We start from the raw sequence: 19,203 nt of genomic DNA on the forward strand, positions 1-19,203 counted from the left end.
TTCTTGTTGTTGTGAGCCGCGGAAAGGAGCCGACAAAACCGTGTTAGAGCTCAGAGACCAGTCGTGCGCCTTCGATGTACGGGAAGCCGTGGCGGTCTGCGTAGGCCCGCGCATCCGCAGGCGAGAGTGCCTTTCCCGTCTCGTCGTCGAGCATCTCACAGACCACGACGGCGGGGGCGACGCCCGCGGCGTCTGCGAGCGCAATCCCGAGTTCGGTGTGGCCCATGCGCTCTGCGAGCAGGCCCGGTGCTGCCCGAAGCAGGTGGACGTGACCGGGCGCGCGGAATTCGGCGGCGAAATCAATGGCCGCTGTGTCCGCGGCGGCGCGGCCGAGTTCCGCAATCGTGAGCGCCCGGTCTTCGTCGGTGATGCCGGTGAACGTATCGCGGTGGTTCACCGTGAGCGAGAACGACGAGCGCTCGTCGTAGCCGAGGTCGTGGCCGTCGGCGATTGGGTGGTCGAGCACGTCTTGGAGGAACGGCAGGCCAAAGTCGTCGGCGACGGCGTCAGAAAGCGCCACACAGACGAGGCCGCCCGCGTCGTTTCGCAGCCGAGCGACGTCGGCCGGAGCCACGTTCGCGGCGGGGTAGATAAGGTCTGTTTCCCCTTCGCGGTCTGCGGCGTCGTGGATGAGCACCGGGCCACCGGCTTTGAACGCCGCAATCACGCGGTCTAAATCGCTCGCGGTTTGGGCCATCAGTTGCCCTCCACGACGTGCACAGTGACGTGGTCGCCATCTTCGAGGCGTAATTCGTCACGGAGCTTCGTCGCCGCAATCAGTTCGAGTTGGTCTTCGTCGTGGTGGGTGCGCTCTGGGGCGACCACGTGGACGGGTTCGTACGACTCGCCATCGACGGTTTCGAGGCGCGCCGCGTAACAGACCGCCGGGCCATAGGTTCGCTCGTCGTCCTCCCAGCCGTCGATTGGGATGGGGTCGAGGGCGTGGAGGCCAGACCGCGCTCGCACGCTCTCATCGGTGAGGTTTACATTCAGCGTGCCGGGGAACGGCTCGTAGCCGAGTCGAGAGACGAACTGCTCGTGGTAGCCGGGGAGTGAGATGTAGTGGCGGCCTTCGCCCATCCCGCCGGTGACGGTCCCGGAGAGGTCGATTTGGGTGTTCTGTTCGAAGATGCGTCGATAGTCGGCGAATTCGCGGCGAAGCGCGCGCTCGCCAGCGTCGGTAATCGAAATCCACTGGCCGTCGCTCACGATTTCGCGGTCGATGAAGTCGGCCTCTTCGAGGCGCTGGAGGCGGCGAGAGGCGGTTTGGTTCGAGGCGTCGAGGCGGGCGGCGAGGTTGGCACAGGAGGCCTTCACCTCGCCAGAAAGTGCACCATCAAGGGCGAGGAGTTTGAGTGTTGCGAGGGCGTCGTGCCCGATTTCGAGCCGTGCGATTCCAGACATACCTGAGAATTCTCTCTCACCAGAGATAAGCATAACGGAAATGGAAAGCATCTCAGAAATGAGATGGTTGACGCGCCGCGCGCCGAGTGTCGTATCCGTTCTGATGGCGAGGAGACGCCTAAAGGCTCCGGTCACGGCGGATTTCGTCGGATGTACAAAAATCGAGAGACTACGGCTGTCCCGTGAGCGGGTCGCGCGCCCAAAAGTCGCTTCCTTTCTTGAGTTTCGGCACCCACGTATCCGTGTCTTTTGCGAGGAGCGTCACCCGCGAAGCGGGCACGTGTTTGAGTTCGGTGTGGGCGGGCATGAACTCCTGTACCGCCTCCGTGAACGCGATGACCTCTTCGTGACTCGGCATCGAATCGCGGTCTAAGCGACCCCGCGAGTGGCCGACGTGCATGTACGCCTTGAGTTCCACGAAGTCGGGGTCCGCGCGGTCGAAAAGGGCAGCGTACCAATCAGGATTCTGCATGTTCACGCCTTTGACGAGCGTCGTGCGGAGGACGGTGCGGGTGGCTTTCTTCGCCGCGAGCACGTCCATCGTGTCGATGAGCCGCTCCCACGAGTCGTCCTCGACGGAGCGAACCGTGTTGTCGAACGTCTTGCGGTCTGCGGCGTCAACGCTGATGTAGAGTTGTGTCGGGTCACACCGCTCGATGACTTCGGGCCGCGTCCCATTGGAAACGAGGAACGTCGTGATGTCGTGGGCGTGGAACTCGTCGATGAGTTCGGGGAGGTACGGGTAGAGAGACGGCTCGCCGTCCAAGGAGATGGCAACGTGGCGCGGTTCCATCGCTTGGTCGAACAGCTCGCGGGGAACGTTGTCGTTGCCACCGAACCCAGAAAGGAGTTTGCGCTGGAGTTTAATGCTCGCCTCCACGACGGCCGCTGGGTCGTCCCACTGCACGTCGTCGAGTTCGTAGGCGTGGCCGCGGTGGTCGCGCCAGCAAAAGACACACCGCTCGTTGCACTTTACGACCGGCGTCATCTGGATGCAGCGGTGTGATTCGATGCCGTAGAAGATGTTTTTGTAGCACCGACCTTCTCCGCGCAGGGCGTTCGCCGTCCAGCCACAGGTTTGGGCGGCCGTGTGGTTCTCGTGGTGGTAGTTCGGCGTCCCCACCTGACCTGGCCCGTCCGAATCACTCATTGTTAGCAGTGTGGACACCGGGCATACAACACTCTTTCCACCCGCGAACCGTCCACACCAGCGGCGATTCACTCGCGCGTTTTGAACGTGGTGCGGAGGGCTTGGTCGTTGAGGGCAGCAGTTGTCATACACGCTGGGATGGCCACCAACCGGCGAAAAAATAGGGTGGATGGTTGCTGGATTCACGAGGAACAGGCCCATCGAACACCGCCAATGCGGGTTCATCGTGGGATGTGGCACGCGAGAAATGGACCATGCGTGACGCCCCTCACTGGAGCACGTCTGGTCGGGAGAGAGGCTCTCGATTGCACGGAGTATCCGTATCCTGCAGACGTAATATCCAATACATACCGTTGTGGTAACACGCAGAAAATGTCAATCGAAGAGGAGCAACGCGCAGGAGGCAGCGGTGGTTCAAGATACTGTTAATAAACCAGTAATAGGTCGTGGGTCACGACGTAAAGGCACTCAAACATTTAGAAATTGTGATGGATTCGAGTGACGGCAAGCCTGATATGAGGTTCAATAAAGTTGACGTGTGTCTGACGGCAGCCAAGAAATCGCCAGACAGCAGCGGTATTAATGCCCCCTAATAGGATATAATTTTGTCCAAGTTATTCGCGAGAAAACATTATATGTTGGGTTCACATAGTAAGGTCCACCATGAGTCTCGCGCTCACGAGGGAACTAACGGTGGAGGTGTACATGCGGGCGTTCGTGCCGTGGGAAGCACAACAGCGCCAGCGTAAAATGGTCGAAACACTGCGTGAACACGCAGAAAGCGACGCACTCAACGGGGTGTCGGTGAATCTCTGGAGCAGTCGCGTCGGCGTCGGTGACGATTCGGCGGAAGATACGCTCGAAACGGTCGCAGAAATCGAGGCCGCACTCGCAGAGACGGACTACTCGATGGAGCCGTTTTTCAAAACGCGTCCGGGACGCAAGCACGAACAGGAAAAACTGACCCTGCCCATCATGTGCGTGCTCGTGCGCGACGAAGACGAGATTTGCGGCGTCTACCCATGCTCGAAGCCAGCGGGGACAGAGAGCGTCCCCGACCTGCTCGATAAGCTTGCGAACGAGCAAGCGCTTGCGAACCTCGCGTAAAACCCGTTTTCTTATACCGGCCGCTTCTAAACTCTGGGTATGTTCCTCTCATTCCGGACAGACGTGCAAGCGGCCCTGTCCGACGCGCTCGCCAGTCTCGACTTGCCGACGGACGACCTCGGCATCGAAGAGCCGCCAGAAGACGTAGACGCCGTGCTCGCATCGAGCGTCTCGTTTCGCCTCGCGAGCGAAGTGGGTGCGCCGCCACCGAAAATCGCCCACGACATCGCAGACGCCATCGACACCGACCCCTACGAGTATCTCGCCTCGGTGCAAACGCTCGGCCCTTATGTGAACTTTCTCCCAACTGACGATTACTACGGCGGCACCTTAGCCGCCGCCCAGAGCGACGAGTACGGGCGTTTAGAGCCAACTGGCGACTCCGTCGTCGTCGAACACACGAGCGCCAATCCGTCCGGCCCGATTCACGTCGGCCGGGCGCGCAATCCCATCATCGGCGACTCGCTGCGTCGCATCCTCGACTTTGCGGGCAATGACGTGGAAACCCACTACTACGTAAACGACGCCGGGCGCCAGATGGCCGTGTTCACGTGGGCCTACGAGACGTTTGACGAGGATGATCTGGCGGCGCAACCAGCCCGCGACAGCCCCGAATACGACCTTGTTCGCTACTACCGCAAGGGCAACGCCTTCTTGGAGAACGCCGCCCCCGACGAAGTCGAGGAGGCAGAAGCCGAAATCGCGACCATCCTCCAAGGCATCGAGGAGGGCGACGAGGACACCTACGAGCGCGTCCAGTACGTCGTCGACACCGTCCTCGGTGGGATGCAAAACACGCTCAATCGATTGCCTGCTGAGTTCGACCGGTTCGTCAAAGAGACCGAGTTCATGCGCGATGGCTCGTGTGACGACGTGGTTGCGCGGCTCAAAGAATCCGAGTACGCCGTCTTCGAAGAGGACGCGTGGCAACTCGAACTCGACGAGTTTGGCATCGAGAAAAACCTCGTCTTCCTGCGCTCTGACGGGACCTCACTCTACACCACACGCGATCTCGCCCACCACGAGTGGAAGTTCGCGAACTTCGACCGCGCCGTGACGCTGCTCGGAGAAGACCACAAACTCCAAGCAGACCAGCTCTCGTGTGCCCTCGAAATCCTCGGCAACGACACGAGCCAGCTCCAGTCGATTCACTACTCGTGGGTCAATCTCCCCGAAGGCGGGATGAGCACCCGCAAAGGCACGGGCATCGACTTAGACGACTTGCTCGATGAAGCCATCTCGCGTGCCCGCGACGAGGTCGAAGCCCGCATCGACACCCGCCTGCGCGACAACGAACTCACCGAAGACGACATCGAGCGCATCGCAGAACAGGTCGGCATCGGCGCGGTTCGCTACGACATCGTCTCGAAACAGCCAACGAAGGGCATCACCTTCGAGTGGGAACAAGCCCTCGACTTCGAAGCCCAGAGCGCACCATACGTCCAGTACGTCCACGCGCGGACGTGCGGTATCTTAGACGAGGCTGCCGTGCCAACAGCAATCGACGCGAGCGTGCTGACCGCAGAGGCAGAACGCGCCTTGCTCCGCCAGATTGCACGTTTCCCGGCGGTCATCGAAGAGGCTGCAGCAGAACTCCGTCCACACATCGTCGCCACCTATACGCGTGAGTTCGCAGAGGCGTTCAATCGCTTCTACCGCGAATGTCCGGTGCTCAAAGAAGAAGATGAATCGGTACGTACCGCGCGCCTCGCGCTGGTCGCGGCGTCACGGACGACCATCGCAAACGCGCTGTCGGTGCTCGGCATTGCCGCGCCGACCACGATGTAAACCGTTCAGGCGGTGAAACTGCCGCCCACGCCGAGGAGCACGAGGGCTCCAAACCCGAGCGCCATCAGCAGGAACAGCAGTATCCAACTCAGTCGGACGGACTCATTTTTTTCCATATGCGTCTGTGTGGGCAGGGGTTGCTTAGATGTTTTCTTTCAGCCGAACAGCCGAGCCAGCCGAGCGAACAGGCCAGTGGAGTTGTCTCCCTCGTCTGTTTCTGGAGACGAGTTCTGCGTGCGTTCGTCGTCAAGTGGGTCTGCGTCTTCCGGTTTTGTCCCAGTGGCCGCCTCCGTGCTCGCTTCTGCGTCGAGCGGGGCTGCGACCGACGTCTCAGCAGTCGGTTCCTCAGCGTCGGGGATGACGGTCTCAGCAGGCGCGGTCAGTTCGGCAAGCTGTGGGTCAGCCGCTTCATCGCTCGCTCCGTCAGCGCCGCCGTCTGCCTCGATTGCCGCGTCCGTTTCGCGTGGTTCGTCGTCTCCCGACTGAGCCTCTGACTCGAAAAGCTCCGCCAGCAACGTCTCGTAGGCGGTTTTCGCCGGGCCGGACACCGACGAGAGCGATTCGTCGGCACCGAGCGCGGCAGTGACGGCGGGGTCGGTCGGGATGGTCGCAAGCACGGGAGAGCCGAGGCGAGCGGCGATTTCGTTCGCAGAAAGCCCGTGGTCACCAGCCATCGTGACCACGACGCCGCCGACCGTGCCGTCGAGGCGTTCGGTGAGGGCTGCGGTTTTCGCCGTGTCCGCAACCGCGACCGGAAGCGGCGTGGTGACGAGCACGGTTTTCGTTGCGAGGCGGAGCGGAATCGCTCCCTCGTGGGTGAGTCCCGCGCCCGTATCGACGAACACGTAGTCGAACTCCGTGGTGAGGTCACTGAGAACCGCACCAAGTTGGCTTGGAACGGCGTTCGCATACCCATCAATCGAGGTGTCTCCGGGGACGACCGAAAGGCCCGTCGACCCTTCGGTAATCGTGTCAGCAAGCGACGCCTCACCCGCGAGGACGTCGTGGAGCGTCGGGCCAGTCACATCGATACCACAGAGCTGTGCGATATTTGCCATTTCGAGGTCGGCATCGACGACGACCACGTCGTGGCCAGCGTCGTGGGCCAAGAGACCGCAGAAAACGGCCGTCGTTGTTTTACCAACGCCGCCTTTGCCGCCTGCCACCGCGTATATTTCCCCTGTCATGTCGCGTGTCATACCTACCCACGGCGAAGACTGATATAAACAATCGGGTGGCCAGAAGGCGGCCACGCACTGTCGTAGCAGGGCAACGCACACACCGTCGTATCGGGTCAAAGGTTACTTACGCGGCCACAGGGTTACCCTAGATAATGAGCAGGGAGGGAGAAGAGATGGATGACCGGCGAAAATACGAGTTCCAAAAGGTCATCGAGGAGCTAGACGAATACTCTGGTTCCGGGACGCAACTCGTCACCATCTACGTTCCAGAAGACAAGCAGATTAGTGACGTCGTCGCCCACGTCACCCAGGAGCACAGTGAGGCGGCAAACATCAAGTCAAAGCAGACACGGACTGCGGTCCAAGACGCACTCACCAGCATCAAAGACCGGCTTCGCTACTACGACGTCTACCCGCCAGACAACGGCATCGTGCTGTTTTCGGGCGCGATTGACGCCGGTGGCGGTCAGACCGACATGGTCACGCAGGTGTTAGAGAGTCCCCCAGAACCCGTCGAATCGTTCCGGTATCACTGTGACTCCGCGTTCTTGACCGAGCCGCTCTCGGACATGCTCGTGGACAAAGGTCTCATCGGCCTCATCGTCCTCGACCGCCGCGAAGCAACCGTTGGCTGGCTCAAAGGCAAGCGCATCGAGGCCGTCAAGTCCGCCTCATCGCTCGTGCCGGGCAAACAGCGCAAAGGTGGCCAGTCCGCCCAGCGTTTCGCCCGCCTCCGGCTCGAAGCCATCGACAACTTCTATCAGGAAGTTGCCGGCATGGCAGACGACCTGTTCGTCCCGTACCGCCACGACATGGACGGCGTCCTCGTCGGCGGGCCATCGCCCACGAAAGACGAGTTCTTAGACGGCGACTACCTCCACCACGAGATTCAACAGATCGTCATCGACAAGTTCGACGTTTCCTATACCGACGAAAGTGGCCTGCGCGAACTCGTAGACGCCGCCCAGGACTCGCTCGCAGACCACGAGGTAATGAAGGACAAGTCCCAGATGGACGAGTTCTTCAAAGAACTCCACGAGGGCGACCTCGCAACCTACGGGTTCGACGCCACCCGGCGCAACCTCATTATGGGCTCCGTTGACCGACTCCTCATCAGCGAAGACCTTCGCAAGGACGTCGTGACCTACGAGTGCAGTGATGGGACCGAAGAGTACGAACTCTTAGACCGCCGCAAAAACACGCCCACCCACGAGTGTGACGACGGCACCGAAGCCGAGGTCACAGCGCGCGAAGACGCCATCGAACACCTCATGTCCATCGCAGAAGGACGCGGGACGGAAACCAAATTCATCTCGACGGACTTCGAAGAAGGCGACCAACTGCTCCACGCCTTTGGCGGCATCGCGGGCATCCTCCGCTACGCGACCGGCGTCTAAGCGTCGTTTCCTGCCTGTTTTTTACGATTTTCGGCTGACTACGGTACGTTCCAGAACTTAGTTATGCGTTCACTGGTAACTTCGGCCACGAACAGATGGCGTCAAGTGAACCCCCGGAAGCTGTAGTGTCAGTCCTGACCCGTCGGAGCGAGCTACTGGAGGTCACCCTCGATGAGCCACTGGAGAAGCCTGCCCTCGTAGACGCACTCTCGGTGTCGCGTTCGACAGTCGACCGCGGTCTGCGCGAACTCATGACCCACGGCTTCGTAGAGCGTGTCGACAACGGCTTTACCGCCACGCTCAGTGGACGCCTCGCCATCGAAGTATACGCCGACTTTATCGACGACTCTACGACCGTAAACGAGGTGAAGCGCCTCTTTTCACACCTCCCCGCAGACGTGCCCATCACGACCGACCTGCTCTCTTCGTGTACGGTGTACGAAGCAACACCACCGGCCGCTCACGAACCCGTAAATCACCTCGAAGCCCAACTCCGCAACGCGAACACGCATCGTGGCGTGACCCACACCGTCTCCCAAGCGAGCACGCTGAACTGGTTTCTCGAATGCATCGAAGATGGGCTAGACGCAGAGAAGATTCATCGGGCCGAACTGCTCGAATACTTCGCAAAAGACAACCGCGAACAGATGGAGCGGATGGTCGCGACCGGAAACTTCCGCGTGCTCCAAGTCGATACCGTCCCCTTTGGCCTCGCCATCACGACTCACGACGACGGCATTCAAGTGAGCGTGGTAGTCTACAACGAAAGCGGTAGCATGGAGGGCGTCATCACGAACGACACGCAAGCGGCATACGAGTGGGCCATGAGCTACTATGAATCGATACGCGACGAGGCCATCGACATCACCGACGAGTTCCGTTAATCGAGAAACTGTTCGAGTTGCGTCTGCCGACCCCTGAGGTCTGTCTCTGCGTTTATCTCTGGGTCGCGTGCCAGCCGGTCTAACACCAACAGCGGGTCGGTTCCCGTCCGTTCGACGCGCTCGACAAGCCGCTCTATCTCTTTGCGATTCACCGCGAGCGACGAGAGCAACCCAAGGAGCAACGCCATCGGAATCGCCGCGCCGCGAAGCGTCGGAAACTCCCGACTAATGGACGAAAAGTCAGGGTCTTGGTCGGGGTTCTCCGCGGGAGACAGGGTGAGACACGAGGTACAAAGTCCGACGACTGGCTCCTCGCCCGCGACGCAGTCTCGCAGGTCAGCAGGCACGTCGAAGGCAACGACCGGTTCGCCACAGCGTGGACAGTCCATAGCCACGGCTTGTCGCGGTGAGACAAAAGAGAATGGGATAGAAGAACTCAGTCGTCAGCAGGCAGCGCCGCTGCCTCTGCCTCTGCTTCGGCGCGTTCGGCCTTCTCTTCTTCTTCCTTCTTCGCCTTGATCTTCTTCAGCCGGAAGATCTCTTCGCGCTCTTGTTCTTCGAGCTTTTGCTCGATGTAGTCTTGGCCCTCGTACAGCTCCGGGAGGAGCTTGAATTCGAGGGCGTTGACACGACGCTTGGTCGTCTCGATTTCGTCGAGCATCTTCTTCATCGCCGTCTCCACTTCGGCGGCGAGGATGATGCTGTCGAGCAGGTCCTCGTACGCCTCTGCGGCTTCGTCGATGCGAGCGCTGGTTCCGAGCACGCCGTAGCCACGCTGGTCGAGCGTCTTTTTGACGCGTGACGACTCGATTTGTGGCACCACGACGCCCATGATGTTCTTCGATTGGGTCGTGATTTCCGGGTGCTCTTTGAGTGCAGCAGCGGCACCACGAACCGCAACGTCGCCCTCCATCGCGCGGGCCATGTTGATGGTTCGCTGTGCGTGCTGGTAGTTGTCCTCGACACCGGCGCGCACGTCGCGCGCCTGGTCGAGGATGTCCATGAACTCCATGATGAGGCCGTCACGCTTCTTTTCGAGCGTGCCGTGGCCTCGCTCGGAGAGGTCGATGCGATCTTCGATCGCCATCAGGTTTTTCCGAGTTGGTTTGACGTCAGTGGCCATGGTAGATTCCTACGGGCGGTGTGCCCTTATGCCTCCGCCTCGATGGCGTCTGCGTCCTCGTAGTACTTTTCGATGAGCTCTTCGTCGATACGGTTGAGTTCGCTTTTTGGCAGCATCGACAGCAGGTTCCAGCCAACGTTGAGGGTCTCCTCAATCGAACGGTTGGTGTGGTAGCCCTGCTGGATGAACTCGTTTTCGAAGCGCTCTGCGAAGTCGAGGTACTTGTTGTCGCGTTCACTGAGTGCCTCACGGCCCACAATGTTCACGAGGTCACGAAGGTCTTCACCCTCTGCGTACGCGGCGTACATCTGGTCTGAGACGTCCGCGTGGTCGTCGCGGGTGAGGCCCTCGCCAATCCCGTCGTCCATGAGACGCGAGAGCGATGGGAGCACGTTCACTGGTGGCTCGATACCCTGACTGTTCAGGTCACGGTCCATCATAATCTGGCCTTCGGTGATGTAGCCCGTCAGGTCGGGGATTGGGTGCGTGTCGTCGTCACCCGGCATCGTGAGAATCGGAATCTGCGTCACGGAGCCTTCACGACCCTTGATGCGGCCTGCACGCTCGTAGAGCGTGGCAAGGTCAGTGTACATGTACCCGGGGTAGCCACGACGGCCCGGCACCTCTTCGCGTGCCGCACCGATTTCGCGCAGTGCCTCACAGTAGTTGGTCATGTCCGTGAGGATAACGAGGACGTGGTAGCCCTTGTCGAACGCGAGGTACTCTGCGGTGGTGAGTGCGAGGCGCGGCGTGACCGTCCGCTCGACTGCGGGGTCGTCTGCCAGGTTCATGAAGACCACAGAGCGTTCGAGTGCGCCCGTGCGCTCGAAGTCTTCCATGAACTCGTTTGCCTCTTCTGCGGTGATGCCCATCGCGCCGAAAATCACGGCGAATTCGGTTTCCTCGCCTTCGTCACCTGCTTCCTCAGGCACGGTTGCCTGTCGAGCAATCTGGAGTGCGAGGTCGTTGTGTGGCAGGCCGGATGCCGAGAAAATCGGCAGTTTCTGGCCGCGTACGAGGGTGTTCATGCCGTCAACCGAGGAGACACCCGTCTGGATGAACTCCTCCGGGTACTCACGCGAGTACGGGTTGATTGCCTCACCCACGATGTCGCGGCGCTCTTCGGGGACGACCTCTGGCCCGCCGTCGATTGGCTGGCCAGAACCGTCCATGACGCGACCGAGAATGTCCTCGGTCACGGGCATCTTCATCGTCTCGCCAAGGAAGCGAACGGATGCCTTACGGTTCAGACCGGTGGTACCCTCGAAGACCTGAATGGCCACGAGACCAGTACTCGATTCGAGCACCTGACCACGCTTTATCTCGCCGTCAGGCGTCTCGATTTCGACGATTTCGTCGTACCCAATCGGTTCGTCAACTTCGACGAACACCAGCGGGCCACTGATTTCGGTGATTGTCTGGTACTCTTTCATTAGTAGAGCTCCCGGAGTTGTTCGGTGAGTTCGGCTTCGAGGTCGTCTACGAACTCGTTGTAGTCCTCGGCCGTCCCGATGCGGTTCAGACGTGGCGCGGCGTCAATGGAGGTGATTTCCTCGACAGGAAGCCCCGTGTCGAGCGCCTTGAACGCCTCGTCGTTGAACGTCTTGATTGCCTGGATGATGCGGTAGGTCTTCTCCGGTGGGCAGAAGGTGTCCACGTCGTGGAACGCGTTCTGCTGGAGGAATGCCTCACGCAGGTAGCGAGCGACCTCGAGGGTCAGCTGCTGGTCTGCGGGGAGGGCGTCCTTACCGACGAGCTGGACAATCTCGCGCAGTTCCGTCTCCTCGTCGAGCACGTCAACCGCCCACTGGCGCGTCTCCGGCCAGTCTTCGGTGACGTTCTCGACGAACCATGGGTCGAGCTGCTCACGGTAGAGCGAGTACGACTCGTTCCAGTTGATGGATGGGAAGTGACGACGCTCTGCAAGGTCTGCGTCGAGCGCCCAGAACGTCTTGACGATACGCAGAGTGTTCTGCGTGACTGGCTCTGAGAAGTCACCGCCCGGTGGGCTGACTGCGCCCACAACGGAAATCGAACCGTCCGTGCCGTTCAGGTTCTCGAACATCCCGGCGCGCTCGTAGAACTGGGAGAGACGCGCGGAGAGGTATGCTGGGTAGCCTTCCTCACCGGGCATCTCTTCGAGACGCGAGGAGATTTCGCGCATTGCTTCTGCCCAGCGAGACGTGGAGTCTGCCATCAGTGCAACGTCGTAGCCCATGTCGCGGTAGAACTCTGCGATGGTGATTCCCGTGTACACACAGGACTCACGCGCGGCGACAGGCATGTTGGACGTGTTTGCGATGAGGCAGGTACGGCTCATGAGCGGCTTCCCGGTCTTTGGGTCTTCCAGGTTCGGGAAGTCGTCGATGACCTCGGTCATCTCGTTGCCGCGCTCGCCACAGCCGATGTAGACAACGATGTCTGCGTCAGACCACTTGGCGAGTTGCTGCTGGGTAACCGTCTTCCCCGAACCGAACGGGCCGGGGATGGCGGCCGTCCCACCCTTTGCGATTGGGAACAGACCGTCCTGGATGCGCTGACCCGTGACGAGCGGTTCGCGCGGGGTCTTCTTGGTGACCGACGGGCGTGCCTTACGCACGGGCCACTCTTGGAGCATCGTGATTTGCTCGCCGTTTTCGAGTTCGACGACCGTCTCTTCGACGTTGAAGTTGCCCGACTCGACTGCGGCAACGACGCCGCCTTCGAAGTCCGGTGGAACCATCACTTTGTGCTCGATACTCTCGGTCTCCGGAACCGTCCCGACGATGTCACCGGAGGTGACTTCGTCGCCTTCTTCGACGGTTGGGGAGAACTCCCACGTCTTTTCTAAGTCGACGCCGGGGGCGTCGACACCGCGGTCGAGGAACGCGCCCATCTTCTCTTCAAGGACGTCGAGTGGGCGCTGGACACCATCGTAGATGGAATACAGCATCCCCGGTCCGAGGTCGACGGTGAGCGGTTCGCCGGTACTTTCGACCGGTTCGCCGGGCGCGACGTTGGACGTTTCCTCGTAGACCTGAATCGTTGTCAGGTTACCTTCGATTTCGATGACCTCGCCCATCAGCCCTTCCTGGCCGACGTACACGACGTCGTTCATTCGGGCTTCGAGGTCCGTGGCGGTCACAACAGGACCACTCACGCTCTCGATGACACCATCTTCACGGACGGTGTCGGATTCGGTTGCTTGGCTCATGGTTTAGTCTTGCTCCATCAGGTCGATACCGATAGCCCGCTTGATCTTGTCACGGAGGCCGCCACTGCCGGCGCCACCTCCGAGTGTCACGAGCGTCGGTTCAACGCTTGTTTCGACGTCGTTGCGAACGTTGCGCGAGAGGTACTCGAGGTCGGGGTCGTGCATCACGACGATGCCGACGTTCTCGTCTTCGAGGATGCGCTCGACGGCGGCGTCGAGGTCGGCCTCTTTGTCCTCGTCTGCGACGTTCTCGAACTTGCGGACACCCGCAAGCCGAAAGCCCGTCGTGAAGTCGGGGCTTCCAATGACGGCAATTTCCTGGCTCATTGTATCACCAGTTCGTCTTCAATTTCGTCTGCTTCGAGTCCTGCCTCAAGGCCGCGTGCGATGGCGCGGATGTTCTCGACCTCGCGCTCTTTGGCGAGGATGTACGCGAGCACCGGGCACACCGACAGCGGGAAGGCGTGGCTCAGGTGGTCTGAGTATTCGAGAAGGGCTGCGTCGAGCGCGTGCTCGAACGCGATGAGGCTGTCTGCAGCTTCTAACTCGTCGAGTGCCACAGAAAGGTCGTCGCCGTACGGACTATCGCGGATGCGCGCGACCAGCTCGTCGGTGTTACTGACGAGTTGGCGCAGTTCCGTCCCAGAGAAGAGACGTCCGCCCTCGATAAAGTATTCAGAGGGGTCTACGTCCGCGCCACTCCGGGCGAGCCGAAGCGCGTTGCGGATGTTACGGAAGTCAATCTCTGCGCGGAGGAACTCGACGTAGAGTCCCGTTGCGCGGTCTGGTTCTGGAGGCAACGCGTTCACCAACGTGCCGTAGAAGGCACGGTCGATGGCGTTTTCGAGCGGGACGAGCACGCCCTTTTCCTCGTATTCGGGGTACGCGGCAGCGAGTGGCTTGCCGAAAATCGTTCCCGACGTCATCTCGACGACGTCCTCTATGTCGCTCGCCTCGGTGAGGCGTGCGAGGAAGTCGTCGCTGAACTCTCCTGCACGAACAAGGTCGGCCTCTACGTCTTCGCGGGCAGCATCTGAGTAGATGCCGCGGATAATCGTCTTGACGTTCCAGGCGTCGAACTTGCGGAGGTAGCGTGCGATGTAGTCGTACAGTTTGCCGTCCGCGAAGCGAAGCAGGTCGTTGAAGTGCTTCGCCAAGTTGCGGTTGAGTGCGAATTCGATGAGGTCGACCCCGCTAAAGCGAGAGCCGAGCGCGTTCATCTCCGCTTCGTACTCTGTCTCCTCCATAAAGCGCGCAATCTCCCCCGGTCCCATCCGGACGAGTTTGCGGTAGTCCTCTTCGCTGAACAGCGATGCCCGGCGCGACCGAACACGTGCAGTGACGTACTCGTAGTTTGAACTGGTGTCGGTCACCCGTGCCTTCATTGGTCGAATAACCGTTCGCTTGTTTCTTTCAGGTTGTTCTCCCAGACGCTGTCGAGCACCGAGTCAAACGTGTTGTTGACCCGAATGCGCGACGCCTCGCTTTCGAGGACGACGCCACCGAGGCACTCGTACTCGCCTCCGTAGGTGTAGCCGTAGTCGTCTGCGAGGGTTTCGAGCAGGGCAGCGTCGTCGTCGCGGCCATAGACCGTGACATCGTCGCTGTCGTCGAACTCGGTGCTTGCGTCTTCGAGCAACTCACGGGTGAGTTCCTCGCGACGGTCGCCTTCAAGGCCTGCGACGGCGGCTTCAACGTCCGCACGAACCTCAGCGAGGACGTTGCGGCGTGCTTCGAGGCGCTTTTGTTTGGCCTCAAGCTTCGCACTCGACAGCTTCTGCTCTCGCATCTGCTTGATTTCGCGCTCTACTTCCCGTTCTTGTTCGTCAAGAATGTCCGTGGCGTCGGATTCGGCCTCAGAGACAAGCTCTTCGGCACGCTCCTCGCCCTCTGCGCGTATGTTTTCCGCACGCGCGCGGGCTTCTTCCCGGATATCCTCAACAACTGTCTCGAGACTCATGGGTGAAAGAGAAGGGGTGTTTAGACCACGAACACGACAACGAGTGCGAGAATCACGAGCGTCTCAGGAAGAACCGTGAGAATCAGCCCGCGACCGAACATCTCGTCGTCTTCTGCGATGGCGCCGACTGCTGCTGCGCCAATACCGCGCTCTGCGTAGCCTGCACCGAATGCGGCGAGACCGACAGCGAGGGCCGCGGCGGCCGTTGGGGGGATGGCTGCGACAGCCTCAGTGCTTCCTTCTTGCAGTACGACGCTCATCAGTGTCATGATAGTTTCGAACATTGTGGTTTTACTTAGTCCTCAGTGGTGTACGTTCTCTCGTAGCCGAACGGTTGGTACTTCTCCCCACCGCCTTCATAAAACTTCCCAAAGAACTCGACATACTCCAGACGCACGGCCTGTAGACCGGCGCTGGTGATGCCGAGCACGAGCACAAGCAGGTGCCCGACGACGAGAATGAGAAGTCCGGCGATGGCGCCGAGTAACAGCTCAGTTGGCGAGGAACCGTTGAGCATCCCGGCGAACATTACTTCTTCTGCAGGAATCTCCGACAGCGCCTTCTCGCTGAAGAAGATGAGGTGGAACGAGCCGTCGTGGACGTACGCCCCGAATACGAGCAGGTTCACCACGAATGCCATGCCCGCCTTTGCGAGCAGCACTGCGGCGATACGCGTGTACGACAGGACGTTCACGACGACGTTCAGGCTTTCGAGGAGGCCAATGGCACCCTCGCCAGCCAGCAGCATCACGAGGCCGATGCCTGCGATGCCGAGCATTGCAAGTCCAGTCACTTCCGAGAAGCCACCGAAGCCGAGCGGAAGCGGCTCACCGTTGAACACGGTAAACATGAACGATGGTTTCGAATCGGCGGCGTGGTGGCTGAAAATCCAGCCCCAGACGCCGGCCATCAGCACGATCCACGACCCCTTCTCGAGCACGGCATCTTTGACGCCGTGTGAGAGGTAGTCGATGAAGCCGAAGATGTAGCCAATGGTCATGTGGGCAAGCCCGAGCAGCAGGCTCAGGACGAGCCACGTCGAGGCGTACTCAGCGTAGTGTGGCTGGAGCCCCTTGTGGATTGGTGGGTTTCCGGCCCAGACGATTTCGCCGAGTTGGTGTAACCCGAAGATTTCGCCGTACAGGATACCGAACAGCGCCGTGAAGCCACCGGCCCACATCGCGATGCCACCGAGGCTTTTGACGACCTCGTTTGCAAAGCGGCTGTAGATGAGGTAGCCAAGACCCATGTAAATCAGGCCGTAGCCAAGGTCCCCAATCATGAAGCCGAAGAAGGCCGGGAAGGTCAGGAACAAGATGACCGTTGGGTCGAGTTCCGTGTACTTCGGCCGGTTGATGACACCCGTGAGTGCTTCGAACGGCTTCACCGTGCCAGCAGGATTGTCCTGGATGACTGGCGGGTTGCCGTGACTCATGGTCGTGCCACCGTCGGTGGCCGCCGCACCAGCGCCGGACGTTGCCGGTTCCGACGCATGTGCGTGACCGTCTGCGTCGTAGTCTGCGCGTTCGAGTTCGTCGATTTCCACGTGGTTATCGACGGCGCTCTTGAGCGCGCTTGCGAACGACGAGTAGTGCTCGGTTGGCACCCAGCCTTCCGCGACGAACGCGTTTTCGGTGGTCGCGAACGTCAGGGGTGCCTCGCGTTTTTGCACGTCAATCGAGAGGCGCTCTTCTGCGGCGAGCAGGAAGCCTGCCGCTTCGAGCTTTAGACTCTCTAAGTCGCTTTCGGTACCGTTCAGCTTCGAGCGAAGCTGCTGGGCACGGTGGCGGAGTTCTTCGACGTACTCCTCTGGACTCCCGTCTGCGTCTGGGATGTCCATCGGAGTGAACGCGTTGCCGACGAGGATGTCATCGAGCGACGACTCGTCTTCGAGTTGCGCAACGACGGCGATTGCTTTATCACTCGAATACAGTTCGAACGCGGTGGCCTCGTCTGACTCAACGAGCGCGCGTTCGACGGCGTCGCGCTTACCTTCACCGACGACGACGGACACCGAGTCGTACCCGGAGAGCAGGTCTAAATCGATGCCGAGGGCGGCGAAGGGCGCCATCGTGCTGATTCGGTCTTCGACCGCGCGCAACTCATCGCGGAGTTCGTCGCGTCGGTCGTCGAGCGTGTTTACGTCGGTCCGAATCTCTTCGAGTTCGTCTTCGAGCGCCTCGTCGGTGACGATGCGGGTCGGTCCCGCGTCTTCTTCGTCGACGTCTAAGATGCTCTGAATCGAACGGACGGTGACGAGCTTCTCAGAAGCATCGTCTGCTCCCGGAACCGGGTCGCCGGGGGCGAAGCCGTCCCATGCACCATCGTACTCAGAGAGGTGCACCATGTTCAGGTCGTGGACTGTCTCGATGACCGTGTCCATAACGGACTTTGAGCCGGTCACCGAGACGCGGCTCATCTGTTTAGGTCTGAGCATGAACCGCCTCCTCGAAGGATTCAACGACGAATGTCACAACGTCGTCTACCCGCGACTGCGCGCGTTCTTCGAGGGCCTCACGTTCCGCTTCACCTGCTGCGAGAATTTCCTTGCGTTCGGCTTCGAGTTTCGTCTCTGCCTTCGCAAGTCGTTCTTCTTCAAGCTCGCGGGCCTCCTCGTGGGCCTCTTCGCGGATCGCTTCAGCACGCTCGCGTGCCTCCGCAATACGCTCTTTGCGCGCGGTCTCGGCCTGTTCGACAATTTCATCGGCCTCCCGCTCGGCCTCTTTGATTCGGTCGAGAACCTCTGGCCTAGCCATTCTTATATCAGCCGGAAGTTGCACAAGCGCCTATATGGTAGTTGCGAATACGATTCGCGTACGCACGGAGGCATGCGGAACGTCCACACACACGCGACCTGTCAGTAGACAATCCGCAGAGTTATGCCCCACCCTTCCCTAGCCTCGCCCAATGGGAGTCCTCGAGCACAAGGCCCGTGCCCGCCTGTTTTACAAGTATCTCTCCAAGGTGTACGACCAGGTGAACCCGTACATCTGGAACGAGGACATGCGTGCAGCGGCCCTCGAACTGATAGATATCCAAGACGGCGACCGCGTGCTCGACGTCGGCTGTGGCACCGGCTTCGCCACCGAAGGCCTCCTCCAGTATACGGACGACGTCCACGGCTTAGACCAGAGCATCCACCAGCTCGAAAAGGCGTGGGCGAAACTCGGTAAACACGAGACCGTCAAGTTCTATCGGGGCGACGCAGAGCGCCTGCCGTTCCGCGATGGCCAGTTCGACAACGTCTGGTCGTCCGGGTCTATCGAATACTGGCCAGAGCCAGTCAAAGCCCTCCGCGAGATTCGCCGCGTCGTCAAACCCGGAAACACGGTGCTCATCGTCGGCCCGAACCACCCACAGAACTTCGTCATGGGCAAGCTCGCAGACGCGATGATGCTGTTCTACGACGAAGCCGAAGCAGACCGCATGTTCAGCGAGGCTGGCTTCGTGGACATCGAACACACGTTGATGGGGCCAAAATACAGCCCGGAAATCGCCATCGTCACCGTCGCACGCGCGCCCGAGAACTGATTACACTACCACCTCCGCGACCGCAACAGTCGCGTTTTCGCTCGTCACTCGCACGGTCACCACATCGCCCGGAGCGATGGCTGGGCGATTCGTCGCGGCGAGCGTGAGCGTCGCTTCCTCACCAGCCGTCCATTCATCCTCAGCGGCGACGTTGAACGGACCGGTCGGCCCGCTTTCGAAGCCCGGGGCCGCGAAAAACGGAACCGGTGGCTGGTGAGTGAGTGGGTCGCCGTTCACCAGCAGCTGAATCGAGAGTGCGGACACCGAAAGCGCATCTCCGCCTCGGTGCACAAACGTGAACTCCCCGGCGGCGTCCACCTGTACGTCAAGCACCGCCTGCGGCGTCGGGTCTGGTGGGGCGTGTACCAACGTTGCACCGACGAACCCGGCGCTCACAACCGTGAGCACAGTCAGCAACACGACACCGAGCACCGGCGAGGTTCCACGACGAGACACATCGACGCCTGGTGCGTATTCGTTGATAA

General features: G+C 60.5%; 20 protein-coding genes. 5 read left to right on the top strand and 15 right to left on the bottom strand.

Annotated features, from left to right (window positions below; genetic code table 11):
- Positions 1-43 precede the first annotated feature (43 nt).
- The 3 genes from ribB to twy1 form a co-directional block, all read right to left on the bottom strand.
- Entirely contained in the window at positions 44-697 is a 654-nt protein-coding gene (gene ribB, locus V5N47_RS06210) for a 3,4-dihydroxy-2-butanone-4-phosphate synthase (protein ID WP_338730003.1), read from the bottom strand.
- A complete protein-coding gene (locus V5N47_RS06215; protein WP_338730004.1) occupies positions 697-1,404 on the bottom strand; it encodes a DUF120 domain-containing protein in 708 nt (235 codons plus the stop codon). Before V5N47_RS06215 ends, ribB begins: the two co-directional genes overlap by 1 nt.
- 169 nt (positions 1,405-1,573) lie before the next feature.
- Positions 1,574-2,554 (bottom strand): 4-demethylwyosine synthase TYW1, encoded by a 981-nt coding sequence (gene twy1, locus V5N47_RS06220; RefSeq protein ID WP_338730005.1) that lies wholly within the window; start codon positions 2,552-2,554, stop codon positions 1,574-1,576.
- A gap of 663 nt (positions 2,555-3,217) precedes the next feature.
- Here twy1 and V5N47_RS06225 point away from each other — a divergent pair.
- The gene (locus V5N47_RS06225) at positions 3,218-3,661 is read left to right on the top strand and encodes an HTH domain-containing protein (protein ID WP_338730006.1); all 444 of its coding nucleotides are present in this window, start codon (positions 3,218-3,220) and stop codon (positions 3,659-3,661) included.
- Between the two features lie 39 nt (positions 3,662-3,700).
- Positions 3,701-5,449 (top strand): arginine--tRNA ligase, encoded by a 1,749-nt coding sequence (gene argS, locus V5N47_RS06230; RefSeq protein WP_338730007.1) that lies wholly within the window; start codon positions 3,701-3,703, stop codon positions 5,447-5,449.
- A gap of 155 nt (positions 5,450-5,604) precedes the next feature.
- Here argS and V5N47_RS06235 read toward each other — a convergent pair whose 3' ends face one another.
- On the bottom strand, positions 5,605-6,636 hold the full coding sequence (locus V5N47_RS06235; RefSeq protein WP_338730008.1) for a P-loop NTPase: 1,032 nt from the start codon (positions 6,634-6,636) through the stop codon (positions 5,605-5,607).
- 143 nt (positions 6,637-6,779) lie between these two features.
- On the opposite strand from V5N47_RS06235, the gene prf1 reads away from it, so the two are divergent.
- Together prf1 and V5N47_RS06245 are read left to right on the top strand one after the other, a co-directional pair.
- Positions 6,780-8,027 (top strand): peptide chain release factor aRF-1, encoded by a 1,248-nt coding sequence (prf1, locus tag V5N47_RS06240; protein ID WP_338730351.1) that lies wholly within the window; start codon positions 6,780-6,782, stop codon positions 8,025-8,027.
- 125 nt (positions 8,028-8,152) lie between these two features.
- On the top strand, positions 8,153-8,911 hold the full coding sequence (locus V5N47_RS06245) for a hypothetical protein (protein WP_338730009.1): 759 nt from the start codon (positions 8,153-8,155) through the stop codon (positions 8,909-8,911).
- Here the strand turns inward: V5N47_RS06245 and V5N47_RS06250 are convergent.
- From V5N47_RS06250 to ahaH, 10 genes are read right to left on the bottom strand one after another with little or no spacing between them, the layout of a single operon-like run.
- A complete protein-coding gene (locus V5N47_RS06250; RefSeq protein WP_338730010.1) occupies positions 8,908-9,300 on the bottom strand; it encodes a DUF6276 family protein in 393 nt (130 codons plus the stop codon). The genes V5N47_RS06245 and V5N47_RS06250 overlap by 4 nt on opposite strands.
- A 47-nt stretch (positions 9,301-9,347) precedes the next feature.
- Positions 9,348-10,034, bottom strand: a complete 687-nt coding sequence (locus V5N47_RS06255; RefSeq protein WP_338730011.1) for a V-type ATP synthase subunit D — start codon at positions 10,032-10,034, stop codon at positions 9,348-9,350.
- Between the two features lie 26 nt (positions 10,035-10,060).
- A complete protein-coding gene (locus V5N47_RS06260) occupies positions 10,061-11,467 on the bottom strand; it encodes an ATP synthase subunit B (RefSeq protein ID WP_338730012.1) in 1,407 nt (468 codons plus the stop codon).
- Entirely contained in the window at positions 11,467-13,227 is a 1,761-nt protein-coding gene (locus V5N47_RS06265; protein WP_338730013.1) for an ATP synthase subunit A, read from the bottom strand. Before V5N47_RS06265 ends, V5N47_RS06260 begins: the two co-directional genes overlap by 1 nt.
- Before the next feature lie 3 nt (positions 13,228-13,230).
- Positions 13,231-13,554 carry a V-type ATP synthase subunit F gene (locus tag V5N47_RS06270; protein WP_338730014.1) on the bottom strand — a complete coding sequence of 108 codons (324 nt, stop codon included), beginning with the start codon at positions 13,552-13,554 and terminating at the stop codon, positions 13,231-13,233.
- Positions 13,551-14,612, bottom strand: coding sequence for a V-type ATP synthase subunit C (locus V5N47_RS06275; protein WP_338730015.1), 1,062 nt, complete (start codon positions 14,610-14,612; stop codon positions 13,551-13,553). The genes V5N47_RS06270 and V5N47_RS06275 overlap by 4 nt, the downstream gene beginning before the upstream one ends.
- Complete coding sequence (locus tag V5N47_RS06280; protein ID WP_338730016.1) at positions 14,609-15,187, bottom strand: V-type ATP synthase subunit E; 579 nt, start codon at positions 15,185-15,187, stop codon at positions 14,609-14,611. The genes V5N47_RS06275 and V5N47_RS06280 overlap by 4 nt, the downstream gene beginning before the upstream one ends.
- A gap of 20 nt (positions 15,188-15,207) precedes the next feature.
- A complete protein-coding gene (locus tag V5N47_RS06285) occupies positions 15,208-15,471 on the bottom strand; it encodes a F0F1 ATP synthase subunit C (RefSeq protein WP_276246214.1) in 264 nt (87 codons plus the stop codon).
- Positions 15,472-15,482: 11 nt separating this feature from the next.
- Positions 15,483-17,624, bottom strand: coding sequence for a V-type ATP synthase subunit I (locus V5N47_RS06290; protein ID WP_338730017.1), 2,142 nt, complete (start codon positions 17,622-17,624; stop codon positions 15,483-15,485).
- Positions 17,611-17,943, bottom strand: coding sequence for an ATP synthase archaeal subunit H (ahaH, locus tag V5N47_RS06295; protein WP_338730018.1), 333 nt, complete (start codon positions 17,941-17,943; stop codon positions 17,611-17,613). The genes V5N47_RS06290 and ahaH overlap by 14 nt, the downstream gene beginning before the upstream one ends.
- Positions 17,944-18,094: 151 nt before the next feature.
- On the opposite strand from ahaH, the gene V5N47_RS06300 reads away from it, so the two are divergent.
- Positions 18,095-18,718 (top strand): methyltransferase domain-containing protein, encoded by a 624-nt coding sequence (locus V5N47_RS06300; RefSeq protein WP_338730019.1) that lies wholly within the window; start codon positions 18,095-18,097, stop codon positions 18,716-18,718.
- Here the strand turns inward: V5N47_RS06300 and V5N47_RS06305 are convergent, their stop codons facing one another.
- Entirely contained in the window at positions 18,719-19,174 is a 456-nt protein-coding gene (locus tag V5N47_RS06305) for a type IV pilin (protein WP_338730020.1), read from the bottom strand.
- Positions 19,175-19,203 lie beyond the last annotated feature (29 nt).

The sequence above is a fragment of the Haladaptatus sp. DJG-WS-42 genome (assembly GCF_037198285.1).
Classification (GTDB): Archaea; Halobacteriota; Halobacteria; order Halobacteriales; family Halococcaceae; genus QDMS2.